Source organism: Laspinema sp. D2d (assembly GCF_025370755.1).
Classification (GTDB): domain Bacteria; phylum Cyanobacteriota; class Cyanobacteriia; order Cyanobacteriales; family Laspinemataceae; genus Laspinema.
The window spans coordinates 17,109-42,048 of the sequence record NZ_JAMXFC010000047.1; the positions used below are offsets into that span (position 1 = coordinate 17,109).

22 protein-coding genes and 1 tRNA gene are annotated in these 24,940 nt (G+C 48.0%); 13 read left to right on the plus strand and 10 right to left on the minus strand.

Features of this window, described 5'->3' with window-relative positions:
- Positions 1 to 37 precede the first annotated feature (37 nt).
- The 5 genes from bchM to NG796_RS23365 all read left to right on the plus strand — a co-directional run bounded on the left by bchM (position 38) and on the right by NG796_RS23365 (position 5,265).
- The gene (bchM, locus tag NG796_RS23345) at positions 38 to 724 is read left to right on the plus strand and encodes a magnesium protoporphyrin IX methyltransferase (RefSeq protein ID WP_261209572.1); all 687 of its coding nucleotides are present in this window, start codon (positions 38 to 40) and stop codon (positions 722 to 724) included.
- Between the two features lie 90 nt (positions 725 to 814).
- Positions 815 to 1,243, plus strand: a complete 429-nt coding sequence (locus tag NG796_RS23350) for a hypothetical protein (protein ID WP_261209573.1) — start codon at positions 815 to 817, stop codon at positions 1,241 to 1,243.
- Positions 1,244 to 1,357: 114 nt separating this feature from the next.
- Entirely contained in the window at positions 1,358 to 1,786 is a 429-nt protein-coding gene (locus NG796_RS23355) for a hypothetical protein (protein ID WP_261209574.1), read from the plus strand.
- Positions 1,787 to 1,833: 47 nt separating this feature from the next.
- The gene (locus tag NG796_RS23360) at positions 1,834 to 2,211 is read left to right on the plus strand and encodes a DUF423 domain-containing protein (RefSeq protein ID WP_261209575.1); all 378 of its coding nucleotides are present in this window, start codon (positions 1,834 to 1,836) and stop codon (positions 2,209 to 2,211) included.
- Between the two features lie 255 nt (positions 2,212 to 2,466).
- The gene (locus NG796_RS23365; RefSeq protein ID WP_261209576.1) at positions 2,467 to 5,265 is read left to right on the plus strand and encodes a TIGR02921 family PEP-CTERM protein; all 2,799 of its coding nucleotides are present in this window, start codon (positions 2,467 to 2,469) and stop codon (positions 5,263 to 5,265) included.
- Between the two features lie 153 nt (positions 5,266 to 5,418).
- Here the strand turns inward: NG796_RS23365 and NG796_RS23370 are convergent, their stop codons facing one another.
- The 4 genes from NG796_RS23370 to NG796_RS23385 all read right to left on the minus strand — a co-directional run bounded on the left by NG796_RS23370 (position 5,419) and on the right by NG796_RS23385 (position 9,697).
- A complete protein-coding gene (locus tag NG796_RS23370) occupies positions 5,419 to 7,071 on the minus strand; it encodes an ABC1 kinase family protein (RefSeq protein ID WP_261209577.1) in 1,653 nt (550 codons plus the stop codon).
- 230 nt (positions 7,072 to 7,301) lie between these two features.
- Positions 7,302 to 7,700: a cupin domain-containing protein gene (locus tag NG796_RS23375; RefSeq protein WP_261209579.1), complete on the minus strand. Its 399-nt coding sequence runs from the start codon at positions 7,698 to 7,700 to the stop codon at positions 7,302 to 7,304.
- 222 nt (positions 7,701 to 7,922) lie between these two features.
- Positions 7,923 to 8,972, minus strand: coding sequence for a mannose-1-phosphate guanylyltransferase (locus NG796_RS23380; protein ID WP_261209580.1), 1,050 nt, complete (start codon positions 8,970 to 8,972; stop codon positions 7,923 to 7,925).
- A gap of 152 nt (positions 8,973 to 9,124) precedes the next feature.
- Entirely contained in the window at positions 9,125 to 9,697 is a 573-nt protein-coding gene (locus NG796_RS23385; protein ID WP_261209581.1) for a hypothetical protein, read from the minus strand.
- A 426-nt stretch (positions 9,698 to 10,123) separates the two neighbouring features.
- Here NG796_RS23385 and NG796_RS23390 point away from each other — a divergent pair, with 426 nt between their 5' ends.
- Positions 10,124 to 10,495 carry a hypothetical protein gene (locus tag NG796_RS23390; protein ID WP_261209582.1) on the plus strand — a complete coding sequence of 124 codons (372 nt, stop codon included), beginning with the start codon at positions 10,124 to 10,126 and terminating at the stop codon, positions 10,493 to 10,495.
- 135 nt (positions 10,496 to 10,630) lie between these two features.
- Here NG796_RS23390 and NG796_RS23395 read toward each other — a convergent pair whose 3' ends face one another.
- Both NG796_RS23395 and NG796_RS23400 read right to left on the minus strand, forming a co-directional pair.
- On the minus strand, positions 10,631 to 11,008 hold the full coding sequence (locus NG796_RS23395) for a response regulator (RefSeq protein WP_261209583.1): 378 nt from the start codon (positions 11,006 to 11,008) through the stop codon (positions 10,631 to 10,633).
- Complete coding sequence (locus NG796_RS23400) at positions 10,983 to 15,692, minus strand: PAS domain S-box protein (protein ID WP_261209584.1); 4,710 nt, start codon at positions 15,690 to 15,692, stop codon at positions 10,983 to 10,985. The genes NG796_RS23395 and NG796_RS23400 overlap by 26 nt, the downstream gene beginning before the upstream one ends.
- 1,079 nt (positions 15,693 to 16,771) lie before the next feature.
- Between NG796_RS23400 and NG796_RS23405 the strand changes: the two genes are divergently transcribed.
- Complete coding sequence (locus NG796_RS23405; RefSeq protein WP_261209585.1) at positions 16,772 to 18,190, plus strand: LCP family protein; 1,419 nt, start codon at positions 16,772 to 16,774, stop codon at positions 18,188 to 18,190.
- Between the two features lie 351 nt (positions 18,191 to 18,541).
- Here the strand turns inward: NG796_RS23405 and NG796_RS23410 are convergent, their stop codons facing one another.
- Positions 18,542 to 18,685 carry a hypothetical protein gene (locus tag NG796_RS23410; RefSeq protein ID WP_261209586.1) on the minus strand — a complete coding sequence of 48 codons (144 nt, stop codon included), beginning with the start codon at positions 18,683 to 18,685 and terminating at the stop codon, positions 18,542 to 18,544.
- A 55-nt stretch (positions 18,686 to 18,740) separates the two neighbouring features.
- On the minus strand, positions 18,741 to 19,457 hold the full coding sequence (locus NG796_RS23415; protein WP_261209587.1) for a GDSL-type esterase/lipase family protein: 717 nt from the start codon (positions 19,455 to 19,457) through the stop codon (positions 18,741 to 18,743).
- Between the two features lie 209 nt (positions 19,458 to 19,666).
- Here NG796_RS23415 and NG796_RS23420 point away from each other — a divergent pair, with 209 nt between their 5' ends.
- The 4 genes from NG796_RS23420 (at position 19,667) to NG796_RS23435 (ending at position 21,097) form a co-directional block, all read left to right on the plus strand.
- Positions 19,667 to 19,876 (plus strand): DNA-directed RNA polymerase subunit omega, encoded by a 210-nt coding sequence (locus NG796_RS23420; RefSeq protein WP_261209596.1) that lies wholly within the window; start codon positions 19,667 to 19,669, stop codon positions 19,874 to 19,876.
- A gap of 29 nt (positions 19,877 to 19,905) precedes the next feature.
- Entirely contained in the window at positions 19,906 to 20,568 is a 663-nt protein-coding gene (locus NG796_RS23425) for a hypothetical protein (RefSeq protein WP_261209588.1), read from the plus strand.
- Between the two features lie 15 nt (positions 20,569 to 20,583).
- Positions 20,584 to 20,973, plus strand: a complete 390-nt coding sequence (locus NG796_RS23430) for a DUF1818 family protein (protein ID WP_261209589.1) — start codon at positions 20,584 to 20,586, stop codon at positions 20,971 to 20,973.
- 50 nt (positions 20,974 to 21,023) lie between these two features.
- Positions 21,024 to 21,097 (plus strand) — tRNA-Pro (locus tag NG796_RS23435).
- 123 nt (positions 21,098 to 21,220) lie between these two features.
- Here the strand turns inward: NG796_RS23435 and NG796_RS23440 are convergent.
- Both NG796_RS23440 and NG796_RS23445 read right to left on the minus strand, forming a co-directional pair.
- Positions 21,221 to 21,493 (minus strand): DUF6794 domain-containing protein, encoded by a 273-nt coding sequence (locus tag NG796_RS23440; protein WP_261209590.1) that lies wholly within the window; start codon positions 21,491 to 21,493, stop codon positions 21,221 to 21,223.
- A gap of 955 nt (positions 21,494 to 22,448) precedes the next feature.
- Positions 22,449 to 22,616 (minus strand): hypothetical protein, encoded by a 168-nt coding sequence (locus tag NG796_RS23445; protein ID WP_261209591.1) that lies wholly within the window; start codon positions 22,614 to 22,616, stop codon positions 22,449 to 22,451.
- 569 nt (positions 22,617 to 23,185) lie between these two features.
- Between NG796_RS23445 and NG796_RS23450 the strand changes: the two genes are divergently transcribed.
- Positions 23,186 to 24,388 (plus strand): tetratricopeptide repeat protein, encoded by a 1,203-nt coding sequence (locus NG796_RS23450; protein ID WP_261209593.1) that lies wholly within the window; start codon positions 23,186 to 23,188, stop codon positions 24,386 to 24,388.
- Positions 24,389 to 24,618: 230 nt separating this feature from the next.
- Positions 24,619 to 24,825: a glycogen debranching protein gene (locus NG796_RS23455; protein WP_261209594.1), complete on the plus strand. Its 207-nt coding sequence runs from the start codon at positions 24,619 to 24,621 to the stop codon at positions 24,823 to 24,825.
- The last annotated feature ends 115 nt before the right edge of the window (positions 24,826 to 24,940 follow it).

Consider the following 24,940-nt stretch of genomic DNA (forward strand, 5'->3'; position numbering starts at 1 on the left):
TTAAGAGGCTGGACACAACAGAGCAACAGGCATTCCAATGAACGCAGTAGATGATAAAACCGTAGTCAGGGAGTATTTTAATGCCACCGGGTTCGATCGCTGGCGCAGAATTTACGGCACGGAAGAGGTCAATAAAGTTCAGCTTGATATCCGCAAGGGACATCAGCAAACGGTCGATCGCGTCTTGGCGTGGCTACAAGCCGACGGCAATTTGCAGGGATTATCAATTTGTGATGCAGGTTGCGGCGTCGGTAGTCTGAGTATTCCCCTCGGACAAGCCGGTGCAATGGTCTATGGCAGCGATATTTCTGAAAAAATGGTGGAGGAAGCATACCAACGGGCAAAAACCCTGTTCGGTCCCACCCATACGATTTCTTTTGCAGCCCAGGATTTAGAATCGTTAAGTGGGCGCTATCATACGGTGATTTGTCTGGATGTGCTGATTCACTATCCCCAGGATAAGGCGGCAGAGATGATCGGCCATCTGTGTTCTTTGGCACAGGAACGGTTAATTCTGAGTTTTGCCCCGAAAACTGTCGCCCTGAGTGCTTTGAAGAAGGTGGGGGAATTATTCCCCGGTCCGAGTAAAACCACTCGGGCGTATCAACATCGAGAAGCGGATATTATCGCGATTTTGGCTAAAAATGGCTTTGCGATCGCTCGCCAAGAAATGACTAGCACGCGGTTTTATTATTCTCGCCTCCTGGAAGCAATTCGGCACTAACTGATAAAAAATCCGTCCCAGCCACCAGGTGACAAGCGTCAAGAAAGTAGGCTAGAATTTCGGGAAATTTTACAAAGTCCGGTGGAGTTTATGAAACCGATTAAAACGGTGGCGGCGGGTTTGTTACTGGCTTTTGGATTTTTTTGTCTAATGGTGGCTGTCTCGGGGTTAGTGGAAACTGATCCTGAGAAGCAACCCGAGGGCAGAGAGATAGCCCTCACGGGATTCGGGGTAGGGATTCCAGCAGTGGGGGTGGGTGGATGGTTAGCTTGGGGTCTCTATCGCGAGGGCAAAAATAAAAAGTTGGCCTTGGATAAAGAAGAAAGCGATCGCCTACAGGGCATCTTTTTCCAAATGATCCGAGAACGTAATGGTCAAATTACGGCCCTGCACTTTGCGATGGAAAGTCAGCTCTCTGCTCATCAAGCCAAGCAATATTTAGAAGAGCAAGCTAAAGAGTTTAATGCAGATTTTGAGGTGAGCGATCGCGGAGATGTGATCTATCGATTTAAAGTCTAAAGAGATTCTCTCAATCCGGTAGTTTTTCCGGGTTTAAAGTAGAGAAGAAGGAAGGAGGGGGACAAGCCAAGTTTATCAAAAATACCGACCTATAAAACCGATTAGATTGAACTTATGAAAGGGTTGAAAAAATCAGCATCAGCACTATTTATGCTCCTAGGACTCTCCGTTTTAGGAGTAGCGACGGAAAAGTTAAACAATCCAGATACCCCCGCCCAAGATAGAGAGGAACTGAAAGCTTGTATTCTTTTATTGGGCCTCCCTTTTAGCCTCCAAGGAGGAGCAATGGCTTGGGGATTGTATCGAGATAACAAGGAGGGTTATCATTTACAGGTTAAACAGGAACGCGATCGCATTCAGTCGATTTTTTATCAGGTCATTCAGGCCCATGATGGCAAAATTACGGTGATGCGGTTAGCACTGGAAGCCGGATTATCGGTGAAAAAAGCCCGAAAGTTTTTAGATGAAAAAGCCGTAGAATTTGACGCTGATTTTGAAGTCAGCGATCGCGGGGAAATTTACTACTCGTTTAATTTTGGATAACCCCCCACCTAGTGGGGTAAAAAAACCCACAATTCAGGAGTGAATCGATGGCGCAACTTTTTATGGTGACTGCCTCCATTTTGGCAGGACTCTCCGTCGCTGCCGGGGCTTTTGCCTCTCACGCCTTGAAACCCCAACTCAGTGAGAGGTCGATGGAAATTTTTGAGACGGGCGCAAGGTATCAAATGTATCACGCCTTGGCCCTGTTGTTTGTGGGATGGGTTGTTAGTCAGGCTGAAATCCGTTGGCGGATATGGCTGCGAGTGGCTGGATTTGCCTTCATCACTGGAGTCTTGCTCTTTTCCGGAAGTTTATATACCCTCAGTTTATCCGGAATCAAGGGATTAGGTGCGATTACACCCTTTGGGGGTGCAGCTTTTTTACTCGGTTGGGGCTGTTTAGCGGTGGCAACCTGGAAAATGTAGGGAAGTGCTTGCACCCGTTACGAAAACCGGCAGAAGATCCCCACCTCTGCCGGTTTTGCCGTTTCTACAGGCAACGGTTTGTAATCGATTCTGATTGTGCCTTGACGTTTTGAATTTTCGTGGATTCAATAGGGAAAGAGAGAGGGTTTCGTTGCCCATGATCACCCTAGGGAATGGAACAGTCCCCGGCGTTGAGGCATCGGGTCCCTAAACTCAATTGGTTCCCCTCTATCCCTCTGACTTCCGGAGTTCAGTATGAAAGTCTGGCTGCACGGTTTGTTTTCTGTCATTTTCTGGCTATGGAATCTCACATTTTTAGGAACGGTTTACCTGGGTATCTTACCTTGGATAGCCATCCCCTTAATTCAGGCAACCGTTGAGGGAATCATCCCCCTAGAATTTACCCTGGCAGTCACTGGGGCGATCGCCATTCCCACAGTTTGTACGGGAATTGGGATGAAGTTACGCAAACATCCCTTACAACTAATTCGCCTCTTTTATGGCGTTGAAGCACCCTTATTTACCCTCTGCCTCGTGCGGTTATTCATGCTGCGAGAAATGACCGCCGCAAGTAACCTGATTGTCGGCACTGCCCTGGTGGCAATGGCTGCTTTTGCCCTAGAATTATTTTATGGCTATGCCAAGGGCGATCGCAAGTTAGCTTGGCTACAACTGGCTACTCACAGTTTAATGTTATTAATGGGCCTCTATCTAGGCGCATTATTACTCTTCTATGTTGTTCCCTTCACCGGGTTTTTTACCGCCTACCTAATCAGCTTCAATTGGATACAGTCAATTATTAATATATTCCGGTATAACCACTGGAATGTCATCTGGTGGATACCCTTTTCCTTTTTCTTATGGGGATTCAGTGCCACCTTATTTATTGCAATGCCATCGGCCCTAGCAACCTTTCACATCTACTCCGGCTACAAAATAATCCAGCAATTTGCCGCCCAATACGGACGAAAATGGGCAATGTTTGGATCGGGATTCGTAGTGACAGCCTGGATGGTGCTATTTTTAGCCTTTCAACAACAACCGCAAATTCAAGCCTTTAAAAGCTTAGAAAATCCAGCCTCAACAGATCGAGAACGGCAAGAATTGTTAGCCAAATCTGACTCCATTCGCCAAGGACTACTCAACGCTTATTTACTCTCCTATCGCTATCTCAGTACCCACGAAGATAATAATCATATCCGGGCTATGTATCAAGACATCCTCGGAGTGGAGGAACCTGCTGCGCAAGTTTTGCAAAATTGGTATAATGGGTTAATGTCACCCTTTTTGTACCAAGGGTCGCGAGAAGATAGCGAAAAAGCCGCCACCCTTTATGCGGAATTTTTTGATACCCCTATCCAAAAGGGAGAAGCCAAAACTATTTTACACGCAGTTCAATCAACCTTTAATCAAGAAGAAGCGAAAGCGGGTTTACTGAATATTAATGAACAACGAGTTTTGCTGAAGCAACAGGAGATTACTGTCACGGAACGAGGAGATTGGGCCGATGTAGAATTGTATGAGGTGTATGAAAACCAAACCCCGCAAGATGAAGAAGTTTTCTATTATTTTTCCTTGCCGGAAAGTGCGGTATTAACGGGAGTTTGGTTAAATGAAACCGCCGATCGCAGCGATCGCTACGTCTTCCAAATTTCCCCCCGGGGTGCCGCCCAACAGGTGTATAATGACCAAGTACGCCGCAATATTGATCCAGCCCTCTTGGAACAAGTTGGACCAAGACAATATCGCCTCCGAGTGTTTCCCGTTCCCGCCCGCCTCACTTCCTTTGACAATACGAACCGTCAAGAACAGCCGAAACAGCATCTCTGGTTAACCTATAAAGTCATGCAAAGCGCCCAAGGTTGGGCCATGCCACAACTGGCAGAAAAGCGTAACGTTTTTTGGAACCGCAAAACCCAGCGCCAGTATAACGGAGAAACGGTCAAACGCCTCGGTGATGCTTGGATGCCAGAGTTTCTCCCCGCAACTAATTCCCCCTCGGGAACCACACATCAGGTAACGTTCCCGGGAGATTACCAGATTTCGGCACAACCTCTAACAGAAACGGATTATATCTTACCCCAAGGGAAACGGATTGCTGTCATCGTTGATCGCTCTTATAGTATGCGATCGCACGGCAAAGAAGTCACAGAAACCGTAAATTGGCTAAAACAAACCGGATTTGCCGATAACCGTTTTGATAACAACGATGCGGATATTTATTTAACCGCCTCACCCGGTGCGATTCCCCTGCGTCTGGACAATCTCAATGAGTTAAATCCCGCCAAAATCACCTACTATGGCAGTCTCAACTATCGGGAAATGTTGCAGCAGTTCCAGGAATTACAAGGGGAGACAACTTATGATGCCGTTGCCTTGATTAGCGATCGCGGTAGTTATGAATTAGCCAAAGATAGTTCTGATTTACTCACCCTCTCCAGTCCCTTATGGATGGTCCATTTAGGGGGATTACCCCGGGCGTATGATGACGGAACCTTACAAGCGATTCAAGGCACTGGCGGGGGCGTTTCTACAGACCTAGAGACAGTATTACAGCGCATCGCCACGACGGCCAAATTAGGCCCTTCTACGGTGAGTGTGGTAGATGGATATCGCTGGGTTGTAGAGAAACCGGCGAAAGCGGATCTTGCCACTTTACCGAAAACTCTAGCCACGGCAACGGTTCCAGACAAAGCAGGATTAGAATCGTTAGCAGCAAGGCAACTGATTCTGGGGTTATCTAAACAGATGGATGCAGCAAGTATAGCTGATTTAGATGCGATTCATGCGATCGCTAAACGCTATGAAATTGTCTCCCCTTATTCCTCAGCGATCGTGCTGGTTAACGAGGAACAAAAGCAGCAGTTAAAAGAGGCGGAATCCCGCAGCGATCGCTTTAATCGGGAAATCGAAGATGGCAAAGAAGAGTTGCAACAACCGGACGATATGATGAGTGTGCCGGTCCCCGAACCCCATCAATGGGTAGGGATGATTGGGGCAACTGGATTGCTGATTTTTGCCAAGCGTAAATGGGGTAAAAAATCAGTGGAATAATTGCCTAGATACCGTTAGAATCAAGCTGGGAAGTTGACAGAAATTAGCCCGCCTGTGCGGGCTAAAATGGATCAACAACATAAAAATTAGTCTTTACCCCGCTTCCAGTGATGAGGCGGGGGTTTAATCCCACACCCTACCCCACACTAAAACTTACCGCAATCTGCCCGATCGCAAGATACTAATGATCAACCACAACCCAATCAAACTCGCTGCTGCAAACAGAATATCACTTAAATAGTAGACATTACTCACCGCTGCTTGTGAGGAAACGACTGCTGCCCCCATAATCAGAGACCCTACCAATATACTAAAAGAAAGCCTATTGGCGGAGGAATCTACGGTGCGACGGAGGGCCTCTACGTCTTTCATCGCGACGTTCCAAATTAAACTTTCTGAGGTTACTCGGTCGAGTAATACCTCAAATTGTCTTGGGGACTGCAAGGAGAGATTTTTGATATCAAGGGCGGTTCTGAGTAATCCCTGTAATGGCGCTTCCCCGATGAGTTGCCGTCCGAATAAATCGGTCATTAAGGGTTTGATTTGGTCGGCAAAGTTGTACTCGGGGTCGAGATTACGGGCGATTCCTTCTAGGTTGGCGATCGCCTTGGCACAAAGTCCCATATTTGCAGGCATCCGTAAGCGATTGTTGCGGGAAACCTCTAGCACTTCGTAGAACATTTGGCTAAAACTGAGTTCAGACAGGCTGAGGTTATAATAGCGCCGCAAGAGGCGATCGTAATCACTTTCCAGATTCGCCACATTCACGGTCTTACTCGTGGAACCCGCCATTGCGATCGCCAATTGACTGCATCGCTGGGCGTCTAAATTCACCATCGCCAACAGCATTTCAATCAATAACTGTTGGGTTCGCGGGTCCATCCGTCCCACCATCCCACAATCAATCAACGCCACTCTTCCATCCTTGAGATAAAACAAATTCCCCGGATGTGGATCAGCATGGAAAAATCCATCTAAACAAATTTGTTGGAAAAATACCCGGGTCAATAAATTGGCGATCGCCTTCCGTTGGTCAACTCTATCAACCCCGGGCATTCCGTCATATTTTGCGAGCAAAATTGGGTCGCCATCCACCCACTCCATGACCAGCAATTTTTCTGTTGTTAAATTCCAATAAATTTCAGGAATCGCAATTTTTTTGGGGTCAAACCAGCGACTCTGGGCTAAATTACGCCGCAGTTTATCTCCATTTGCTCCTTCTTCTGTAAAATTTAATTCCCCTCGCAAAGCCGTCCCAAATTCCTCGGCCAAGGCGACTAAATCGTAAGAGTCTCCAAACTCGGCGATCGAGACTAATTCGGCTAATCCCGTTAACAACGTAATATCTTGTTCAATAATCTTTTCCAATCCGGGACGTTGCACCTTAACCGCAACTTCCTGACCATTTTTTAGGGTGGCCCGATGGGTTTGGGCGATCGAACCCGCCGCGACAGGTTCAGTATTTAGGGTGGCAAAAACATCCTCAATCGGTTGTCGCAATTGTTGGCGGATAGTGACTTCGACATCTTCCCAGGGGACTGGAGGTACTTCCGCTTGTAATGCGGTCAGTTCATCAATATATTCCTCGGGTAAAAGGTCGGGACGGGTACTCAACAGTTGACCGACTTTTACATAGACGGGGCCAAGATCTACGAATATATTCCGGAGGACTGCTGGGGGTGGCAATTTCGGTTCATCGGTTTTGCCCCCCGTTAACAACCGTCTCATGTAGTCCCAACCATTACGCAGGACGACTTCAAAAATCTCCCGTTGACGGGCGCTAGATTGAGTAAGGTTTGACCACATTTGAACTCTCAACAGTTAGAGGTATATTGGAAGAATTCAGAACGGGGAAAAATCAAGAATTCCACACAATTAAACGGCGGATCTCCCTCATTTCAAGGTTCCGGAACCCTTCCCTACCCCCCCCCAAAACCCAGGGAGGGGATTAGAGACCTTTTAAAATAGTCCCTTTTGGACGGATAATCCGGAGATTCTTCCCGTTCTCTTCTTACTTTGTCTCGATCTTTTCTCGTTTACCCTTCTTTGTCATCTTCTTCGAGACGGATTATATCTTCATCCCCTAGAAATTCTCCATTTTGTACTTCAATTAAAACGAGGGGAATCACCCCTGGGTTTTCGAGGCGATGGGGGGTACAAACGGGAACGTAGCTAGATTGGTTTTGAATGAGTAGGGATTCACTGTCACCACAGATGATTTTGGCAGTCCCAGAGACAACGATCCAATGTTCACTCCGGTGATAATGAATTTGGGTTTTCATCCGATGTCCGGGTTTAACTTCGACTCGGGAGATGCGATACCGTTCTCCGGTTTCTAAGACGGTGACGGTTCCCCAAAATCTCTGTTCGGTATGAAGTTCGTTATCGGAGACTTTCACGGAATCTAATTGGGTGGGGTTTTTAGTTTCGGTCATGGATTTGTAATTCCTTGAGATTCAAGTGGATTGAGAGGGGCGAAATTTGCGATCGCCCTCGGCAAATATCAGGATTACTCCAGTGATGGGCTCCCGTTCCCGGAATTCGGGAGTGCGAGTCAAATACTCGCTCATCTCCCCCTGATCCAAATGATCCAAACGGGAACAAGATACTCACACTCCTGGGGTCATCTGTACCGCCCAAGTCCTCTGGGCGCTCTATTATAATTCCGGACTAAATCGGGGGTCATTTTCCAACTGTTTCAGGACTTGTTTAATATCCTGAGTGCGGTCTTTTTTGACAATCAAGGTGACGTTGCGATCGCGCACAATGACAATATCCTCTAACCCAATGGTAACGATGCGCTCATCATCGCTACTGGAATAGAGGATTGCACCTTGGGTATCGAGTCCGATATGGTTCGCCAGTTCCACATTGGTTTGATCGCCCTTGAGGAGTCGTTCCAATGCGTTCCAGTCGCCTAAATCATCCCACCCAAAGGCGGCAGGAATCACATAAGCTAACTGAGTTTTTTCCATTAACGCATAATCAATACTTTTTTTCGGCAGATCCCCATAAGCCGCTACCCCTTTTTGGGCTAGGGGTTCAAAAATCTCAGGAGCATGGGTTTTTAGCTCCTCAATGACCACTCCAGCGCGAAAAATAAACATTCCACTATTCCAGGTATAGCGGCCTGTGGCGATAAATTCCTCAGCTTTGGCGCGATCGGGCTTTTCCGTAAAGCGGCTGACGCGGTAGGCGTTTAATCCCTGATAAGGGGCGACTAACTCCCCTTGTTCGATATAACCGTAGCCTGTGGAGGGTTCGGTGGGTTCAATTCCCAGGGTGACGATCGCCGGTTTTTCCGTTGCCAGTTGACTCGCTGCAGCTAGGGTTTTTCCGTAGGCGTCTTCATCTGCAATCCAGTGATCCGCTGGGAAAAATCCGACGACTGCCTCGGGACCCTCCCGACGCTCAATCTCGATCGCCGCCCATGCAACTGCCGGTGCCGTATCCCGTCCCTGGGGTTCAATCAGAATATTTTGTTCCGGGAGTTGGGGTAACTGTTCCTTGATGCCATCGGCAATCTGGGCATTTGTGACGACCCACAATCCGTCCCAACCTCCGGCGACTGCCAGCAAGCGATTGGCGGTGGCTTGGAGTAGACTGATGCCACTGCCATCTAAACTTAAAAACTGCTTCGGTCGCGATCGGCGACTCAGGGGCCAAAAGCGTTCCCCTTTCCCCCCAGCCAGAATTACGGGTATCATGGACAATTTTTCTTAACGGTTATTAGGGTTTGCCTTATTATAACCGCTCAGGTTGGGGGCTTCGCGAAGGGACCGCTCAGGTTGTCAAAAGTACCGGATTAGCACCCTGGGGAATCGGTTACCTGTTTAAAGAATAAAGAGTAGAAAATTAATTATGAACCTCTGGGAGTACAACCCTCTTGCTCGCTCAAATCATCCAATTTAGAGCCTGAACAGCTTAATAGTTCTTCTAACATCAGTTCCTCTAACACCGAGTTCCCAATTTGTAACTGAGACTTAGCCACTTCACTTAACTGTAAGCGCCTGCGGGATTCCTGGTGAAAATCTGGCCCTTCCTCAAATCCACAGGCTTTTAATTTTTGCACCGCCCAGGTACAAGCTTCTGCCCTTAAATCGAGTTCCGGCATCAAGAGTAAGGAATTTTGAACTAACCAACGACAAGACTCGGGATCAACTTCCGCTAGTTCATAGGTGGCTTCTTTCAAAACTTCCTCGATCGCTTGAGGGGTCGGTAACACCTTTAAAAAGTTTTTCACGGCAATCACTAAAGCAGGATTCCTCGCCTTGAAAACATCGAGGGCTACTTCTGTATGTAGCCGTTCCTTCCGAGCACTGTTGAGACTTTTTAAAGGGGACATTAATACCGTCCTTTCCTTTGCCCCACAGGGGTTAAGGGTTTGTAACATGACTAAATTGGTGAGTTTTTTATAAACGATCGGGTTCATCGGAGTCAATCCCACCCTGAGATAGAGCGAGGCGGCAAGGGAGTTTTCACCCTTGGGGTCTTAATCCCCCAAACCCGTTTGAACTCCCGGAATGGCCGAACTCTTGATAATTATGGGCTACAGTGGCATTAAATAGGAGTTGACCTGTCCTGAAACCCTACAAAAACAAAGTGAAGTATTTGTGAAGGTTACCGAAACAGCTCAATCTGTCAAGGGATGGGAGATTTATTGCGTTTTGTTAAAACTCCCTAACAATTCACCAGTAATTCACAATCTCTGCTTAGGGTGTAGGTCAATGACTGAATCAGCTCATTCCCCGGAACACCCCTGATGGCCTCAAGTTTACAGGAATTTTTCTCCGGACGGGTCAGATTTAGCTTAATCGGTAGTTCGGCTCTCTTAAAAGCATGAATTGGGTGTAATATTATGAGTTCTTGTCCTTGTTGCTCTTATCCCCTCTTACGCCATATCCGCCATAGCCAGGTTGATTGGTTTTGTCAGCACTGTTGGCAATTCATGCCTGATTTTTCTGCTCCCCTCACTTCCTCCCAGACCCTGAGTCACTTCCATAATGAAGTAGACGTCATTACGACTCAACCCCGATGGAATCGCGAACCAAATCGGCATCCGCAATTAGTTAATTTATCGGATTCGATGCAATTTAAGAATGCCAAGCCCAATGCCGAAAAAACTCACCCTTTACCCTCCGCAAAACCTCAACTGTTAAACTCGGAAAAAACTCAACGGTTAAACGCGCAGAAAGCTCGACTCTTGGTAGGAACTCGGGAAATTTTATAAAAAACTGCCTTTACGGATCCTTAAACAGTGCCGATCGCGGATCTTGGGTGGAGATCCATCCCGGGTTTTCGCCAAGGTGCAGGCGCATTCCATTGATATTGCCTTTTACCTAATTTGTTGATAAAAAGCCGATAGTCATTCAGTCCATTGCAAAATTTTTCGCACATCATGGGCTAAATTTTCGGCCTTAAAGGGCTTGAGAATGGCCCCAGCCCCTCCTAATTCAATGAGTTCTTTTTGTTCCCGAATTTGAGCCTTAGCTGTTAACCAAATCGTCGGAATTTGCTCGGTAGAGGCATGGCTTTTTAAGGCCCGAAATGTGCTCGGTCCATCCATTTCAGGCATCATTACATCGAGTAAAATGGCATCGGGTTGTTCCGCTTGAGCTAACGCAATGCCTTCCCGTCCGGAACTGGCGGTAAACACCTCCCATCCAGCCACTACTTCCAAGGAAAATTGAATAATCTCCCTTAAGCCATCTTCATCGTCAATGACTAAAATTCGTTTGTTCATGGTTGGTCTCATCTGGAGAAGTTTCCGGGGTAATGTCAGGTACGGTAAAATAAAAGGTACTGCCTTCATTGAGAACGCTTTCTACCCAAATTCTACCGCCATGTTGCTGGATGATACTGCGACAAATCGCTAATCCTAATCCTGTGCCGCCTTTTTTACGGGAATCGGAGGCGTCAACTTGATGGAATCGTTCAAAGATACTTTCCATCTTATTTTCGGGAATACCCCGACCTTGATCTTGAACCGCAAATAAAATCAGGGATGGGGGGGAGTCTGCATCCAATTTCCCCAGGGGGTGATGAGCCAGGTTTCGCCCTTGTACGGAAATCGAAACCGTAGAAGCTGGGGGGGAAAATTTGATGGCATTGCTTAAGAGATTGGTTAGCACTTGAATGATGCGATCGCCATCAATAAATAACTCGAAATTGGAGTCGCATTCCACCTGAAAATTGATCTCCGCTCGATTTGCCATAACTTGCATGGTTTCGATCGCCTTTTCAATCAAGTCCCGGGCGAAGTACCGTTCCTTGACCAGGGCAATTTTGCCGGAAGTTAATCGTTCCAGATCTAGAATATCATTGACCAAGCGCACGAGGCGATCGGCACTTTCTGCCGCGATCGCCATCACCCGTTGCCCCTTCTCTCCCGTGGGGTCAATTAATCCGCTGGAAATCAAATTCAAGGCCCCGTGAATCGAAGCTAAGGGGGTGCGCAGTTCATGACTCACCACGGAAATAAACTCATCTTTCATCCGTTCGATCGCATCTCGTTCCGTAATATCCTCCCCAATACTCAGAGTCCCTATTTCCACCCCTCGCAAATCGTGCAACACCGTATTATTCCAAGCAATAATTTTCTCCTGTCCCGAACGAGTAACAATAATACTCTGGGGGTGAGAATAAAAATCAGGGGTGCGCAACTCCTCCAACACTTCCGAGTGCCTCCGCTGCTGATGGGTGGGAATAAACAACTCAAACCAATCCTTACCCTGAATTTCGGAAAGTGCATACCCCACCAACTCCAGGAAAAACGGATTGGCATATTCGATCGCACCCCGGCGATCGAGTCCCACAACGGCTAACTGCACCGTTTCCAACAACCTGCGCCACCGTCGTTCCGATTCTCGGACTGTCGCTTCGATTTCCTTTTGTTTCGTAATATCCCGGGCAATACTAGAGAACATCGTCACCGCCCCATCGGGAGATTTATGGGCGATAATCAACTCCGAAAGGGTAATTTCCACCCCCTCGGGAGTCACCAGGGCCGTTTCGCCAATCCAAGTCCCCTGGGCGATCGCTGTGGGAATTCCCTCATTTTGAATCATGTCATTGGCGGACCCGGTATGAGACCGGAAAATCTGAAACGTTTCTAAGGGGCGGTCCACTGGGACCCCAAGAACGGTACGCGCCGCCTTGTTTAAATAGAAAACCGTCCCATCCACACTCGCCGAGAGGATAAAATCCGGAGTCGCCTCCAGAATTTCAATTAACTTCGCCCGTTCCGCTTCTGCCCGTTTGCGATCGGTAATATCCCGCAAACACAAGGTAAACACCTGTTCCCCGGCAATTTCCACTTCTGAAATGGAAACTTCTGCGGGAAACTGTGCCCCATCTTGGCGCAACCCAATAATTTCCCCAGACTGGTCCATCATTTGGGCTAGATGATCGGAGCATCCTTCTCCACTCACCACACATTCCCCGGTGCTATCTAAGCACAAGGGCAGTAATTTTTCCAGGGGTTGTCCCAGTAATTGAGCAGCACTATACCCAAAAATCCGCTCTGCTGCTTGATTAAATAAAGTAATTTGTTGATTGCTATCAATGGAGATAATCGCATCCCCCGCTAATTCCAGAATCGCGGCGATCCGGGCCCGGGAAGAATGCAGTTCTTCCCTCGCTCGTTTCCGGGCGGTGATATCTTGAATTTGGGCAATTAAATAGAGCGGGCGTTCTCGGGAATCCCGGACCAAGGATGCACTTAATTGAACCCAAACTACCTGCCCTTGTTTGTGGCAGTAGCGCTTCTCCGTCTGGTAAGAGGGAATCTCTCCGGCGAGTAAGCTTTGGAGGAACTCTAGATCGGTCTCTCGATCCTCGGGATGGGTAACATCGTGAAATGTTTTTTCCAGCAATTCCCCTTCGTCATAGCCGAGAATCTCGCATAAAGCGCGATTGACTTTTAACCAATGACCGTTGGGGGCCACCAGTGCCATGCCAATGGTGGCATAGTCAAAGGCATTACGGAACCGCGCTTCACTGGAATGTAAGGCAGATAGGGCTTCGGTGCGATCGCTGACATCCAGGACTAGGGACAAAACGGAAATTAACTCCCCCGTTGGGGCGAACAAGGCGGAATAATACCATTCACAATCAATCACCCGTCCGTCTTTGGTGTAATTGCGATTACAGCAGACGGTTCGCGGTTGTTGTCCGGAAATCAGCAGATTTCGCCGCTGGGTAACGGCTTCCAGGTCCGCTTCGTAAATCAAGGCATAGTCCATATCAGATTTGCCAAAGACTTCCTCCGCTTGCCAACCAAAGATTTTTTCCGCTTGGGCGGACCAATTTAAAATCCTCCATTCCCGGTTCCATTCGATGACCGCGAGGGGGGTATTTTCGACATGGAACTGCAAGCGCTGATAAGCGCGTTGTAAGACTTGTTCCACGCGCTGGCGGTGTTGGAGTTCGTTTTCTAGGCGTTCGTTGGCGTTGCGTAATTGTTCTGTCCTTGCTCGAACCTGGCTTTCTAGGTCCTGTTTGGCTTGTTGTAAGGCTTGTTGTGAGCGTTTGCGTTCCGTGGTGTCTCGGAAAAAAATTGAGAGTCCCTCTTTGGCGGGATAGATATAGTTTTCAAACCAGCAATCGTAAGGGGGATAATATTCTTCAAGGTAAATGGAGGTTTGTTCCTCTAGGGCTTGCTTGCAGGCTTGATAAAATTGCAGTCGGGTCACTTCGGGAATTTCGGTAAAGATTTTTTGGCCGATCAGGTCTTCCCGAGGTTTTTGTAGGAGTTGGGCAGCTTTTTGGTTGATATAGGTGTATTGTCCCTGGGTATCTAGGGCGATAAAGCCATCGGTAATGCTTTCGAGGATGTTGGAGAGTTGCTCTCCGGCGAGTTGGGCGGCGGTATGGGCGACTCGTTCTGTGGCGAGGAGTTGTTGAATTTGGAGTTCAGCCCGTTTGCGATGGGTGATATCCATGACGATACCGAGGGTTCCCAAGGGTTGGCCGCTGGGGTCCCAAAAAGCGTTCCCCTGGGCTTTGAGCCAGTGAAGGGTCCGATCGCCCCAAATGACACGATATTCGACCTCGAAAGCTTGCCCGGTGGCGATCGCTTCTTCTACGGTTTCATGGACGAGGATGCGGTCCTGGGGATGAATGCAGGCTTCAAAGGCGGTGTAGCTGTTGTCAAAGGTTTCAGGGTCGATGCCGAACAGGTGCAGGCATTCTAGGGAACAGGTCACCCGGAGGCGATCGCCCCCGGTGCGATCGTGGCAAATTTCCCATTGCCACGTTCCCATGTTGGACGCTTGCAAGGCAAGGCGCAATTTTTCTTCACTTCCCCGCAGGGCGGATTCAGCAGCGGCGTGATCCTGCTGACGCCGCAAGGCGATGATGCCATAGGCGAGGTCATGGGTGAGTTCAATGAGTAACTGCACTTCGTCGGGGTCGAAGGCATCGGGTTGGGTAGCCCGGAGATTCAGGGTGCCAAATAGCTGGTCTTCATTGAGTAGGGGTAGGGCGATCGTGGAAGTATAATTCCCCTCCCAAGCGGGGAGTCGTCTGGTGGCACTCTCGGTCTCTGGATACCAATATTGACCTCGGAGGGATCCCCCAGTCCGCATTAAGGGGATTAGGGCTGCTAATCCCGAGTCTGACTCGATGATTTGGCCGGACTGAAGTAATTCTTCTAGGTTTTCTCCCGCTTGGGCCACGGGGATGATCCGTTTGGGGTCATCTTCGGCTATATATCCTACCCAGGCCGATTGATAACCCCCGATGGCGGTGATCATTTCGCAGATTTGCTGCAAAATGTCGAGTTCTTGTTTACCGTGAATAATGATGTGATTGCCTGCGCTCAGGGCGCTCAGGGCGCGTTTTTGCTGACGCAATTGGGTTTCCACGCTCACCCGTTGGTCAATATTGAGCAGGGTTCCCACGGCCCGAATGGGTTCGTGGCGATCGCTGTAGAAAAATTTACCTTGGCTTTCGATCCAATGGGTACTGCGATCGGGCCAAATAACACGAAATTTCAGGTGATAATTCCCACAGCCTTGGTATCCTTGATCGAGGATTTCGGTAATTGCACCTCGGTCATCGGGATGAATGCAGGCCAGAAACTCTGCAAAACTACCGTTAAAGCTGCCGGAATCGCGACCCCATAACAGTTCATAGCCTGGGGTTCCGGTGATGCGATCGCCCAGAATATCCCATTCACAAATTGCCATTTGTGCCACATCCAACGCCAGCCGTAGCCACTCCTCTGGGTTCCGCAACCCCTCGGTTCCCTCCTCGGAAAATGCGTTATCTGGACTCCTGGGGAATGCCTTTTGGCTTCTCTGATGGGATTTTGGACTGTGAATCTCCTGCAATCGCAGTTTTGCCCGGTTCAGTTTTTGGCCCCGTTCTTCAATTTCGCGGATTAACTCTTGCCTCGATTGGTTAGCCCAATTTGTATTACTCATCTTTACAATCCCTATGATCAGCAACCGACGACTTCCCCCGAATGGGTTCCTCTCTCACTCCGTCTCTTGTGAGGCAGGCCCTATAGATTTTTCGTTCCGTTCTCCTGCGCTGTCGGGTGTCCCCAGCACTCAGGGTCTTTCCTCAAGAGCATCGAGTTCAGTTTTTTCTCGATAGTCGGGTGGGTTTTTGGGTCGAACATAGGGAGAGGTTCTCCTCGGTCATTACATCCATTATTAGCCAATTTCGCCTCCTCCTGAAGAAGTGCGAACCCTTTCTACCCAAAGTTGCTCTGGTGTTCGGCATCTACAATTAGCCCGTTATTCACCCACAAGTTCTAGGGGTGCGAGCTTTCCACTACCCTCGGGTAACCCCATTAAATGCTCCACTGTTTATCCGCTGTGCTTGCTCTCGGCAAGCCATGTGGGCGGGTGACCTTGTGCTAAATCCAGGTTATTGGCTTGGTCCAACCTCCGTCCCTGTCCATTTCCCCGCCCCATCAAGCTATAATTTAGGTTGGTTTTTGTAACAGGTGAATGGGATGAGGGGCGGCAAATAATTTTAAAATTTAACCTAGGAATTTGACCCTTTGATTAGCTTGAAACCTGATAAAATCATTTTTTCTATCAAATTATTAATCCGAAATTGGGCAAAATTGGTGATAAAATAGTAGTTTTTTAAAATCGGTCATAACTACGGAATTTTTGGGGTAACATTCAAGGATTGATGGGGCATAGGCTTTGATTGAAAACTCCCAAAGTGGCCCAACTTAATCCCGTTAAATTTACTCTTTTATGGGTTCTTCAATTATACCATTCCTCCCTCCCTTAAAAGATAATTAACAAAAATTTACATCTTTGGAGAGAGAATGCCCTATTCCCAGGGAAGATTCCTGAAGCTTGCTGCGGTCCCGACCGAGGATCATCTCTATATCCCCTCGCCAAATCCCAGGTGAGAATTCCAGGGTCTTCTTTAGGGATTCACCTTTGGAAAATTGACGAATTTTCCCGATTCAGCCCCTTAAAACGCGCTCTATAATAAAGTTAAAGCCTTGCGCCTGTAAAAACCCCCTTAAAACCCTGTGTTAGAAATCATAGAACTCTATAAAAATTTACCTATTCCTCCGCAAAAGCCGAAAAAAAAATCACCGCCACCCAAACGCAATCGTTTCAATCGCACCTCAAATATTTCGATTCCTCCGCTACCCTTAACCCTACGACTGACGAGGTTACTATTGGGTAGCTTTACGCTGCTGTTAATGGCGACTTTTTCTCTAACCCTCGGGGCGATCGTAGCGGTGTTTGATGGCAAAGTCACGAATACAGTCCCTTCAGGGAGACTGCCGTTGGTACAAACAGATTCCTCTTTGCCTTCCCTACGATTATCTCGAACACTTAACCTTTTGGTTCTGGGAATTGAGGAGGGTGTCACTCCCACAACAGGCAGTCAATCTAATGAATCAAATCCGGTTGAAACCCTCTGGTTAATGCGGTTTGACCCGGTTGAAAACGCTGTGAGTGTGTTATTGATTCCTCCTCAAACTCGCGTGCAAATCCCCGATCGCGGACGCAATCCTATCGCCAGTGCACACAGCATGGGTGGGGTTACCCTCACCTCCCGAGTCCTCAGTCAAACCCTCAATGCTATCCCGATTGACCGTTATATTCGCGCTGATGCTGCAACTTTTCGCAGCTTCATCGACTTACTAAATGGGGTAGAATTATTCGTGCCTGAGTCCCTCTCTTATCAGGATTCCACCCAGGCGATCGCCGTCAATTTAGAACCGGGGTGGCAAACTCTCAAAGGGGAAGAAACCCTTGGTTTTGCTCGCTTCACGGAAAATCAAGCGGATCTTAGTGGCATCCACCGCCAGCAAATGATTCTCCAATCTGTCGGCGATCGCCTTGCCAGTCCCACCCTTTCCCCCCAATTGCCGCGAATCGTGCAACTGATGGACGAATACATTGAGACCAATCTGACCCTCGAAGAACTATTGGGGTTAGTGACTCTTGTCCAACAGCGATCGCCCCACGGGTTGAAAATGGTCTTACTCCCCGGAGAATTTTCTACCGCGCGATCGGTCCCGATTCCCTATTGGAATATCGATACCACCGGACGCGATCGGGTCATGTACCATTATTTTGACCAGGAACTCAACCCCGGAACCCAAGGCGATCGCACTACCAACCCTAAATCCCCCCAAACCCTAAAAATTGCCGTGCAAAATGCTTCCGGTAATCCCTTAATTTTGGGTCAAATTGTTGCGGAATTAAAATCTCGGGGATATCGAAATGTTTACCCAACTTCTGACTGGCCCGACCCCCAACGGCATACCCAAATTATCACACAAACCGGAGATATACCGGCGGCAACTACGCTACAAATCCTCTTACCCACTGCCCAGATTCAATTTAATTCTTTAGGCGACCTAGAGTCAGACATCACCCTGAGAATTGGAGAAGATGCCCTGAATATGAAGGATTTATTTGGGGTAAAATAAAGCTAGTTTTATGAAATCATAAAAGTCAAGAAGTGATGTTAAAACGTTTTTTTATCGTGACCATCGCCTTACTCCTAGCTGCCCTCTGGATTCTTCTTACTGCCAAAGAAGCGATCGGTCTACCCGATTTAATTATCACTCTCGGAATTTTTTAACTTATGGATAACGACTTGAGTTGGTTTCGGATACGGAAGCGGGTTGCAAAAAGTCAGTTTTCTCTCTTAGCCCGCGCTGGAGAGGCTCCTTCCCTATAACCCCACCCTTGAGAGTGCGGGTTTTTATCGACCTTTAAAAACCGGATTTCGTATGATAATTAGGTTCATAAATTGCTACTGTTTATTAAGTTTAAAGTTAACCCAAAACAAAGGCGAGAGTCTCAACCCCCGCCCGTTGTTGGTAGTACAATCTTTCTCGGAAGACGACCCCTAACCCGATCGCCCATCGTAATACCCAACTAAATTTACAGACAATTTTACTTAAAACAAACTGGAACAAAATAGGCTGTTGGAACCGCCTAGACTTGAGAACTCGCCTTTTATCCTGAATATTTTTAGGCGGTATGTCTCCAACTTTCTGAAACGGAAGTAAACCCGGTGAAAACATCCCAGTTTTGAATATCTTGCAATAAAGATTGATAACCTGTTACATTGGGATGGAGACCATCATCGCATAAATGCGCTTGCCTCCAGGCTTCACCGCGATCGCGCCATAACTCAAATAAGTCTAAATAGGGAATTTGTCTCTGTTCGCACCCTTGTCTAGTTACTTCCTTGTAGCGATATTGGTCCGCATGGTTAAAATACAGGCAATCCGAAAAAGGCATCTGAGTCTCATTAACCGGGACCATGCCGACGAAAAAGACGGGACAGAGTGCTTGGGCGCAATCCAGAAGTTGGGCAATCTCTGCGGTAAAGGTGTTAAAGTCAGTGAAATTGCGTCCGTTGGGACGTCCTAGGCGGGCGGAATCATTCACTCCAACGGAGAGAATGATCGCATCGGGTAGGCGATTTTTCAGTTCTCCCCGATAGCGAAACTCGTTTTCAAGTCGTTCCAGGACTTGGCAAACGCGATCGCCTCGGACGCCAAGATTGTACAGTACATGACCCGCGCTTGAGGGCATCATCCACTCCCGTCTCAGTCGTTCGACCCAACCCCCCCCGACGGGATCGCCAAATCCATAAACGAGACTGTCTCCAAGGGCTACTATTTTCCGAGGATTTACGGTTGCGCGATAGGAACGGTTAGAAGATGCTGCTAAAACTTGCATAGGCGATGGGACCTCGTACTTATAAAATCTTTACACATCGATACCAATCTACATCATTGGCTAAAATTAACATAATTACCTAAAGGTACAGAATCATGAATAGTGGATCGGGCAATCCAGAAAAAAGTAAGCGTTCTAGCTTCAGTACAGACAAAATCGAAAGTTTTTCCAGGAGAGCATTGTTTGCCCCCCACAAACGGGCGACGACTATTGATACAGAACATTTGATGCGCCGCGCTGAGGATCTAGTAAATGCGGCTTCCAATCGCTATCGGATTACTGTCCAAGTGGCTAATCGTGCCAAGCGTCGTCGCTATGAAGATTTCGACAGCATGGAAGAACCGACAATGAAACCCGTGATTCGGGCGATCGTCGAAATGTCGGATGAACTGGCGCAACCGGAAATCATCGGCGATTAATTAACGGTTTGGAGGGGAAATTGGGTTTGGTGGCAGGAAGACAAACGATGATGCAAAAGCAGCGCAAAAGGCAAGCGATCGCCTGGATCGGAGTCGGGTTAATACTCGGTCTATCTTTAGGAATACCTCCTCAGATAGATTCCCCCGAAATTTTGCCCAGGGCCGTCGCCCAAGAGGTTTCACCGCCTCAACGCCGACAACGGGTAGACCCCCGGCAACTGTGGCGGCAAGTCTATGAACGCCTGCCCGATTTCCCCTTAGAAAATAACTACATCAGCACAGAGACTGGAGAGGTGGACCCGAATAACACCCTCGCGAGTCGGTTGATTTCCTATCACCTCTATGTCAAAAATCGTCTGCCCATATTTCGTCTGGATTGGAAGTTGACCCTAGCAGACTATCTGGGCGTTCTTGATCAACTAGACGAGACTGCTTATCCCGGAAATGGGGTTTTGCAAGAAAATCCAATGGTAGGCGATCGCGAAATCCTCTCCCAACTCAACCGCCAGCAACGGGAGGAGTTAATCGAGGTTCTCGTCACTCTGTTTAATCCCAACTACCACAACATACAAGGGCCAACCCCAGAGGCAACCCCAGGACCAACTCCAGGGGAAACTTCCTCTCCTCCCAGAACTCCGGCAGGACCACCCCCCTTGCCAGAAGCAGGGGATGCGGATTTATTGAGATTGTAGAGGGGGCGTGGGTTGATGTCTCCTCAAACCGTTCCTAACGCAGAACGACGGATTAGAAGTGGTGCCGGATGGCGCATCGGGTGGGACCCCCAAGGAGAACTCTATCAGGGGTTAGTCGGGGGAGATGACTGGGCGATCGAACTCACCCCGGGCGAGCTCCATGACTTTTGCCGATTATTGGCGCAATTAGCAACAACCATGACTCAAATGGCATCGGAGTTGATGGATTCGGAACGGATCGCCTGTGAAGCAGAAAGCGACGTCCTGTGGATGGAGGTAGAAGGCTATTCCGATGCTTATCTTCTTCATGTTATCCTCAGTACAGGACGGCGCTGCGAGTTTAGTTGGCCTGCCTCCGCAGTCCCCGGACTGGTCGAGGCGGCAAGGGTGTTAAAAATTTTTTAATTTCCCTCTTGCGTCCATAAAAAGTTAATGCTAAGATAGTAAAGCGTCGTCGGGGCGTAGCGCAGCTTGGTAGCGCACTACCTTGGGGTGGTAGGGGTCGTGGGTTCGAATCCCGCCGCTCCGACTTGAAAACGCTAAAACCGAGTTCCGGTTTTAGAAAATCAACAGAATGAAAGAACGTCGAGTCTTCTACAAAGTAGGGGTTCGGCGTTCTTTCATTTGGTGGCGATCGCCCCCCTCAAAAGACTCAAGTTGAGGGCTGTTGCAGATGCTGCCAGAATTTGCCCAATAGAAAGGCTGACATCTCATCGGGGTCCGTGATTCCCAAACCTCGCAAAGATTGAGTCAGTGGATTCACCCGCCACAATTCCCAGTTATTGCGAATCCACATTGCCAAGTTTAAATGTTGTGAATCCAGAAACTCGGCTTGGGGTATGGTGCGGACTTTTTCTATGAACTCTGGGTGCAACATCTTGTCTAGTTCGGCTACTGCCTCCTCGATGCTGGATGGAATAAACAACCCTGTCTCCTGCGAGTAGGTGGGGTTAATCTGCTGCTTAGGGTCTGTGGGCTCTGGGGTAACTTCAATCGGTAGGTCCATGTTCATGCGGTAAGCGGAGCTATGCCGTAGGCGATCGCCTCGACTGTTACTAAGTTTAAATAAAATGCAGCGTAGTTAGAGAGAGGCAAGCATCCGGTTCATGGCTAGATGAGTGCCGATAATAAGCGAGGGTCGTCATAAATATCTAATGAGGCGGCTAGATTGTAGCAAAATTATCAAGGGAAAAAATGTGGATGCCCGTTTATTGAAAATAGCTTGAAAAATATAATGTTTATCAAGGGATTGAACTCCCCTTCTCCGGGCAAAGTTCTCCTTTTCAAGGGGGATTTAGAGGAATTGTTCGGACTTCCGGGGAGCAAAACCCGCTATAATTAGGAACCCCAAATCAGGGGAAGAATTAGGGAAATATTTACCCCTGTTTATCAGTAATGTGCCGTTTTCTATACCAAGCGTTGACAAGCAGATAACTGGGTTGCCTCGCAAACTAGATATAAAATCTGTGAATAAAAACGAACCTTATTGAAGAGCTTAGGAATACTTAAAACAGCAAATGCCCAGGTAGGTTATAAAACTTCATGATTTTCTAAACAATTAGATAATCCTACTGGGGTCTTAAATTTTATTCATGATTATAACGAATCATTACCTATTTAGGGCTACCCATAGGCGTTTGATTTCCTGGGAACTTTCAAATCTGGAGAGTTCTCCTTTCATTTCTAATTCTCGTATGACCGAGACTTTTTGACCAAACTCTTGTAAATTAGCCTGATCGACCATCAGTTCTGGAAGAAAGTTAGGGTTACAAACTGGGTGGCTGAATTCAAACCGGGGCAATTTTTCTCGCTGTTCAGGAGTTCTACTCATAACGTCCATAAAGGGTCAAAGGAGGGAGTAAATCCGAGTTTGAAATAGATCAGCTTTCCAATTCATTCAGTCTGGGCAGTTGAGGCGATCGCGTTGCTTGAGGAACGCAACAGTGTCTTGGCAAGCGTGGAGATTCCACCGTGGATAATGAACTAGAACCCGGGGTATCTAAGACAGTTAATTGTTTTAGGTAAAAACAGGTAGAAGAATTTTTCATGATTCATCAAAAAGAAAAAATTAATAAGGAGGAAGGATTGTAACGACCCGCAAAAACTCCAAGAATTTAGCTGAAAAAAGCCGAATTTAGCCTGTCTTGTAGTAGTCTTCAAGGGATTGGATCACGGATCCCCGATGGAAACGTTGTCCGTGGGAGCCTCTGGCTCCCTAAGTTAGGTTACAAATCATTTAGGATTGCTACAGAGGAAATTATGGGTTGGCTGTTGATTTTCATCTCTCTAAACTATCCTGTTTTAGGGTAATCCTTCTTCTACCGAAAGGATGGTCCTGATTGTAAAGTTGCATTGTAAGAACTACTACAATTAGCCTTGGATTGCTCCCACTGCAAGACTTGACTAAGGGAACCGCACAGGGTGCAACCTAGGAGAAAAATACTCAACCCGTTATCGAACAAGAGGAAAATAGGGGGAGATTTTGATCCCTGTAGGATTGGGGGACCATCGGGGATGGAGAGATCAAAACGACCGGAATACCAGGCCCTTTAAGATCCGGAAGCCTCTGAGCACAATAAAATAGGAAAGAGAAATACAACGGGAGGTTAGCGCGAAGATGGTCAGGGAAATTTGGCAAAGCCTGAGAGGGTTATTGAGAGAAGAACCCACCAGTCCAGAACTCCAAGAACCCGCCGGATCGGCTTCGTCACTGCCGCCGCTGGAAGATGAGGATTATGAATTGCTCTTTACCCAGATTGTGGAAGGGTTGCGCCTGGGTTGGGACCGCGATCGCGTCCAAGAATTTTTAGGGGCCCTCAGTTGGCGTGGGGATCTTCAGTTGTGGGCGGATTGGTTGCGACGCTTTGGCGATCGCCTCCAAGGGCAAGAAAATCCGAACCCAGAATGGGGGGTGCGTCTAGTCCAGTTGGGGCGCTTGGGCTGTGGAGAATTCAGTCAAGTGGCCCTGAACATCGGGACCGGGTTAATTCAGCGCCAAATGCCTGCCCCTGTGCCACCCCCAGCGGCCCCAACTCCGCCCCAAGATGCCCAAACTTGGTTTGGGGAAGGAAATACCAAACTAAATGCGGGCGATTGGACTGGGGCGATCGCCGCCTATCGCGAAGCGGTGAAACTCAAACCCGATTATTTGGAGGGCTGGAGTAATTTGGGGGCCGTTCTGTTTTATTCTCAACAGTATCCAGAAGCTTTGGAAGTGTTTGATCGCGCCTTGGCCCTCCAAAGTGAAAATGCGAGTTTATGGTTTAATCGCGGCTTTACTCTGTCTTTATTAAATCGTCCCGCTGAGGCGATTGATGCTTATGAAAAAGCCCTACAACTTCAGCCGGATTTGGTGGTAGCATGGCAAAACCGGGGGGTTGATTTGATGCATTTGGAACAGCATCAAGAGGCGGTTCGCTGTTTTGAGCAAGCGATTCAGCTTAAGCCGGATTTTGGAGAAGCTTGGAATAGTCGAGGGAATGCGTTATTCAAATTAACGAGGTATGAAGATGCGGTTACCAGTTACGATCGCGCTATTGAATTGCAAAGCGATCGGGCTGAAGCTTGGTTTAATCGGGGATTAGCCTTAGCAGCCAATAGCCAACCGTCCGAGGCGATCGCTTCGTTTGATCGGGTGATTTCTCTGCAACCGAATAACTTTGAAGCTTGGGTAAATCGAGGGTTAACCTTGATGAGCAGCCAACGATTTTTAGAGGCGATCGCTTCTTTTGATCGGGCGATTGAAATTAATCCCAGCGACTCCCCAGCGATCGCCTATCGACAACAAGCCCAGGACCTACTCGAACAAAGTGCTTCTTAAGCGCAGGTTAAAGGAGGCGATCGGCTGATTTTTTCCCCGCCTCCCCTGATGCTTCTTCTTCCACCATCATCCAGAGACGACTCGGGATCATAATTTTTCTCAATTACCCCAAATTTTTGGACCTTCATAATGGCAAGCATGGATAAAACCTATCCTACTTTCTTGCCTTGTCAGTCCATTTGGCGGTAAGAATAAGACATCAATCTCATCCAGAAAAAAAGGATTTTATCATGACTATTTGGGTAAACGAACAAATCGATCCATCAGGACTGGTTTATGCTTGCATTGCCTGCTGTGATGAAACCCAAGCACAATCCTGTCACGACTCCTTTCTAAAAAATCTCTCCGATGAACAAAAAACCAGGGGTTGGAGTGTCAAAATGCGAACAGTAGACTCCTGGGAGGAAGTACCCGTAAGTGCCTTGAAATTGGCATAAGGGAGATGGGGGATGGGGGAGATAGGGGGGATGGGGAGGATGGGGGAGATGGGGGAGATAGGGGAGATGGGGGAGATAGGGGAGATGGGGGAGATGTTCAAAGTCATGACTTCAG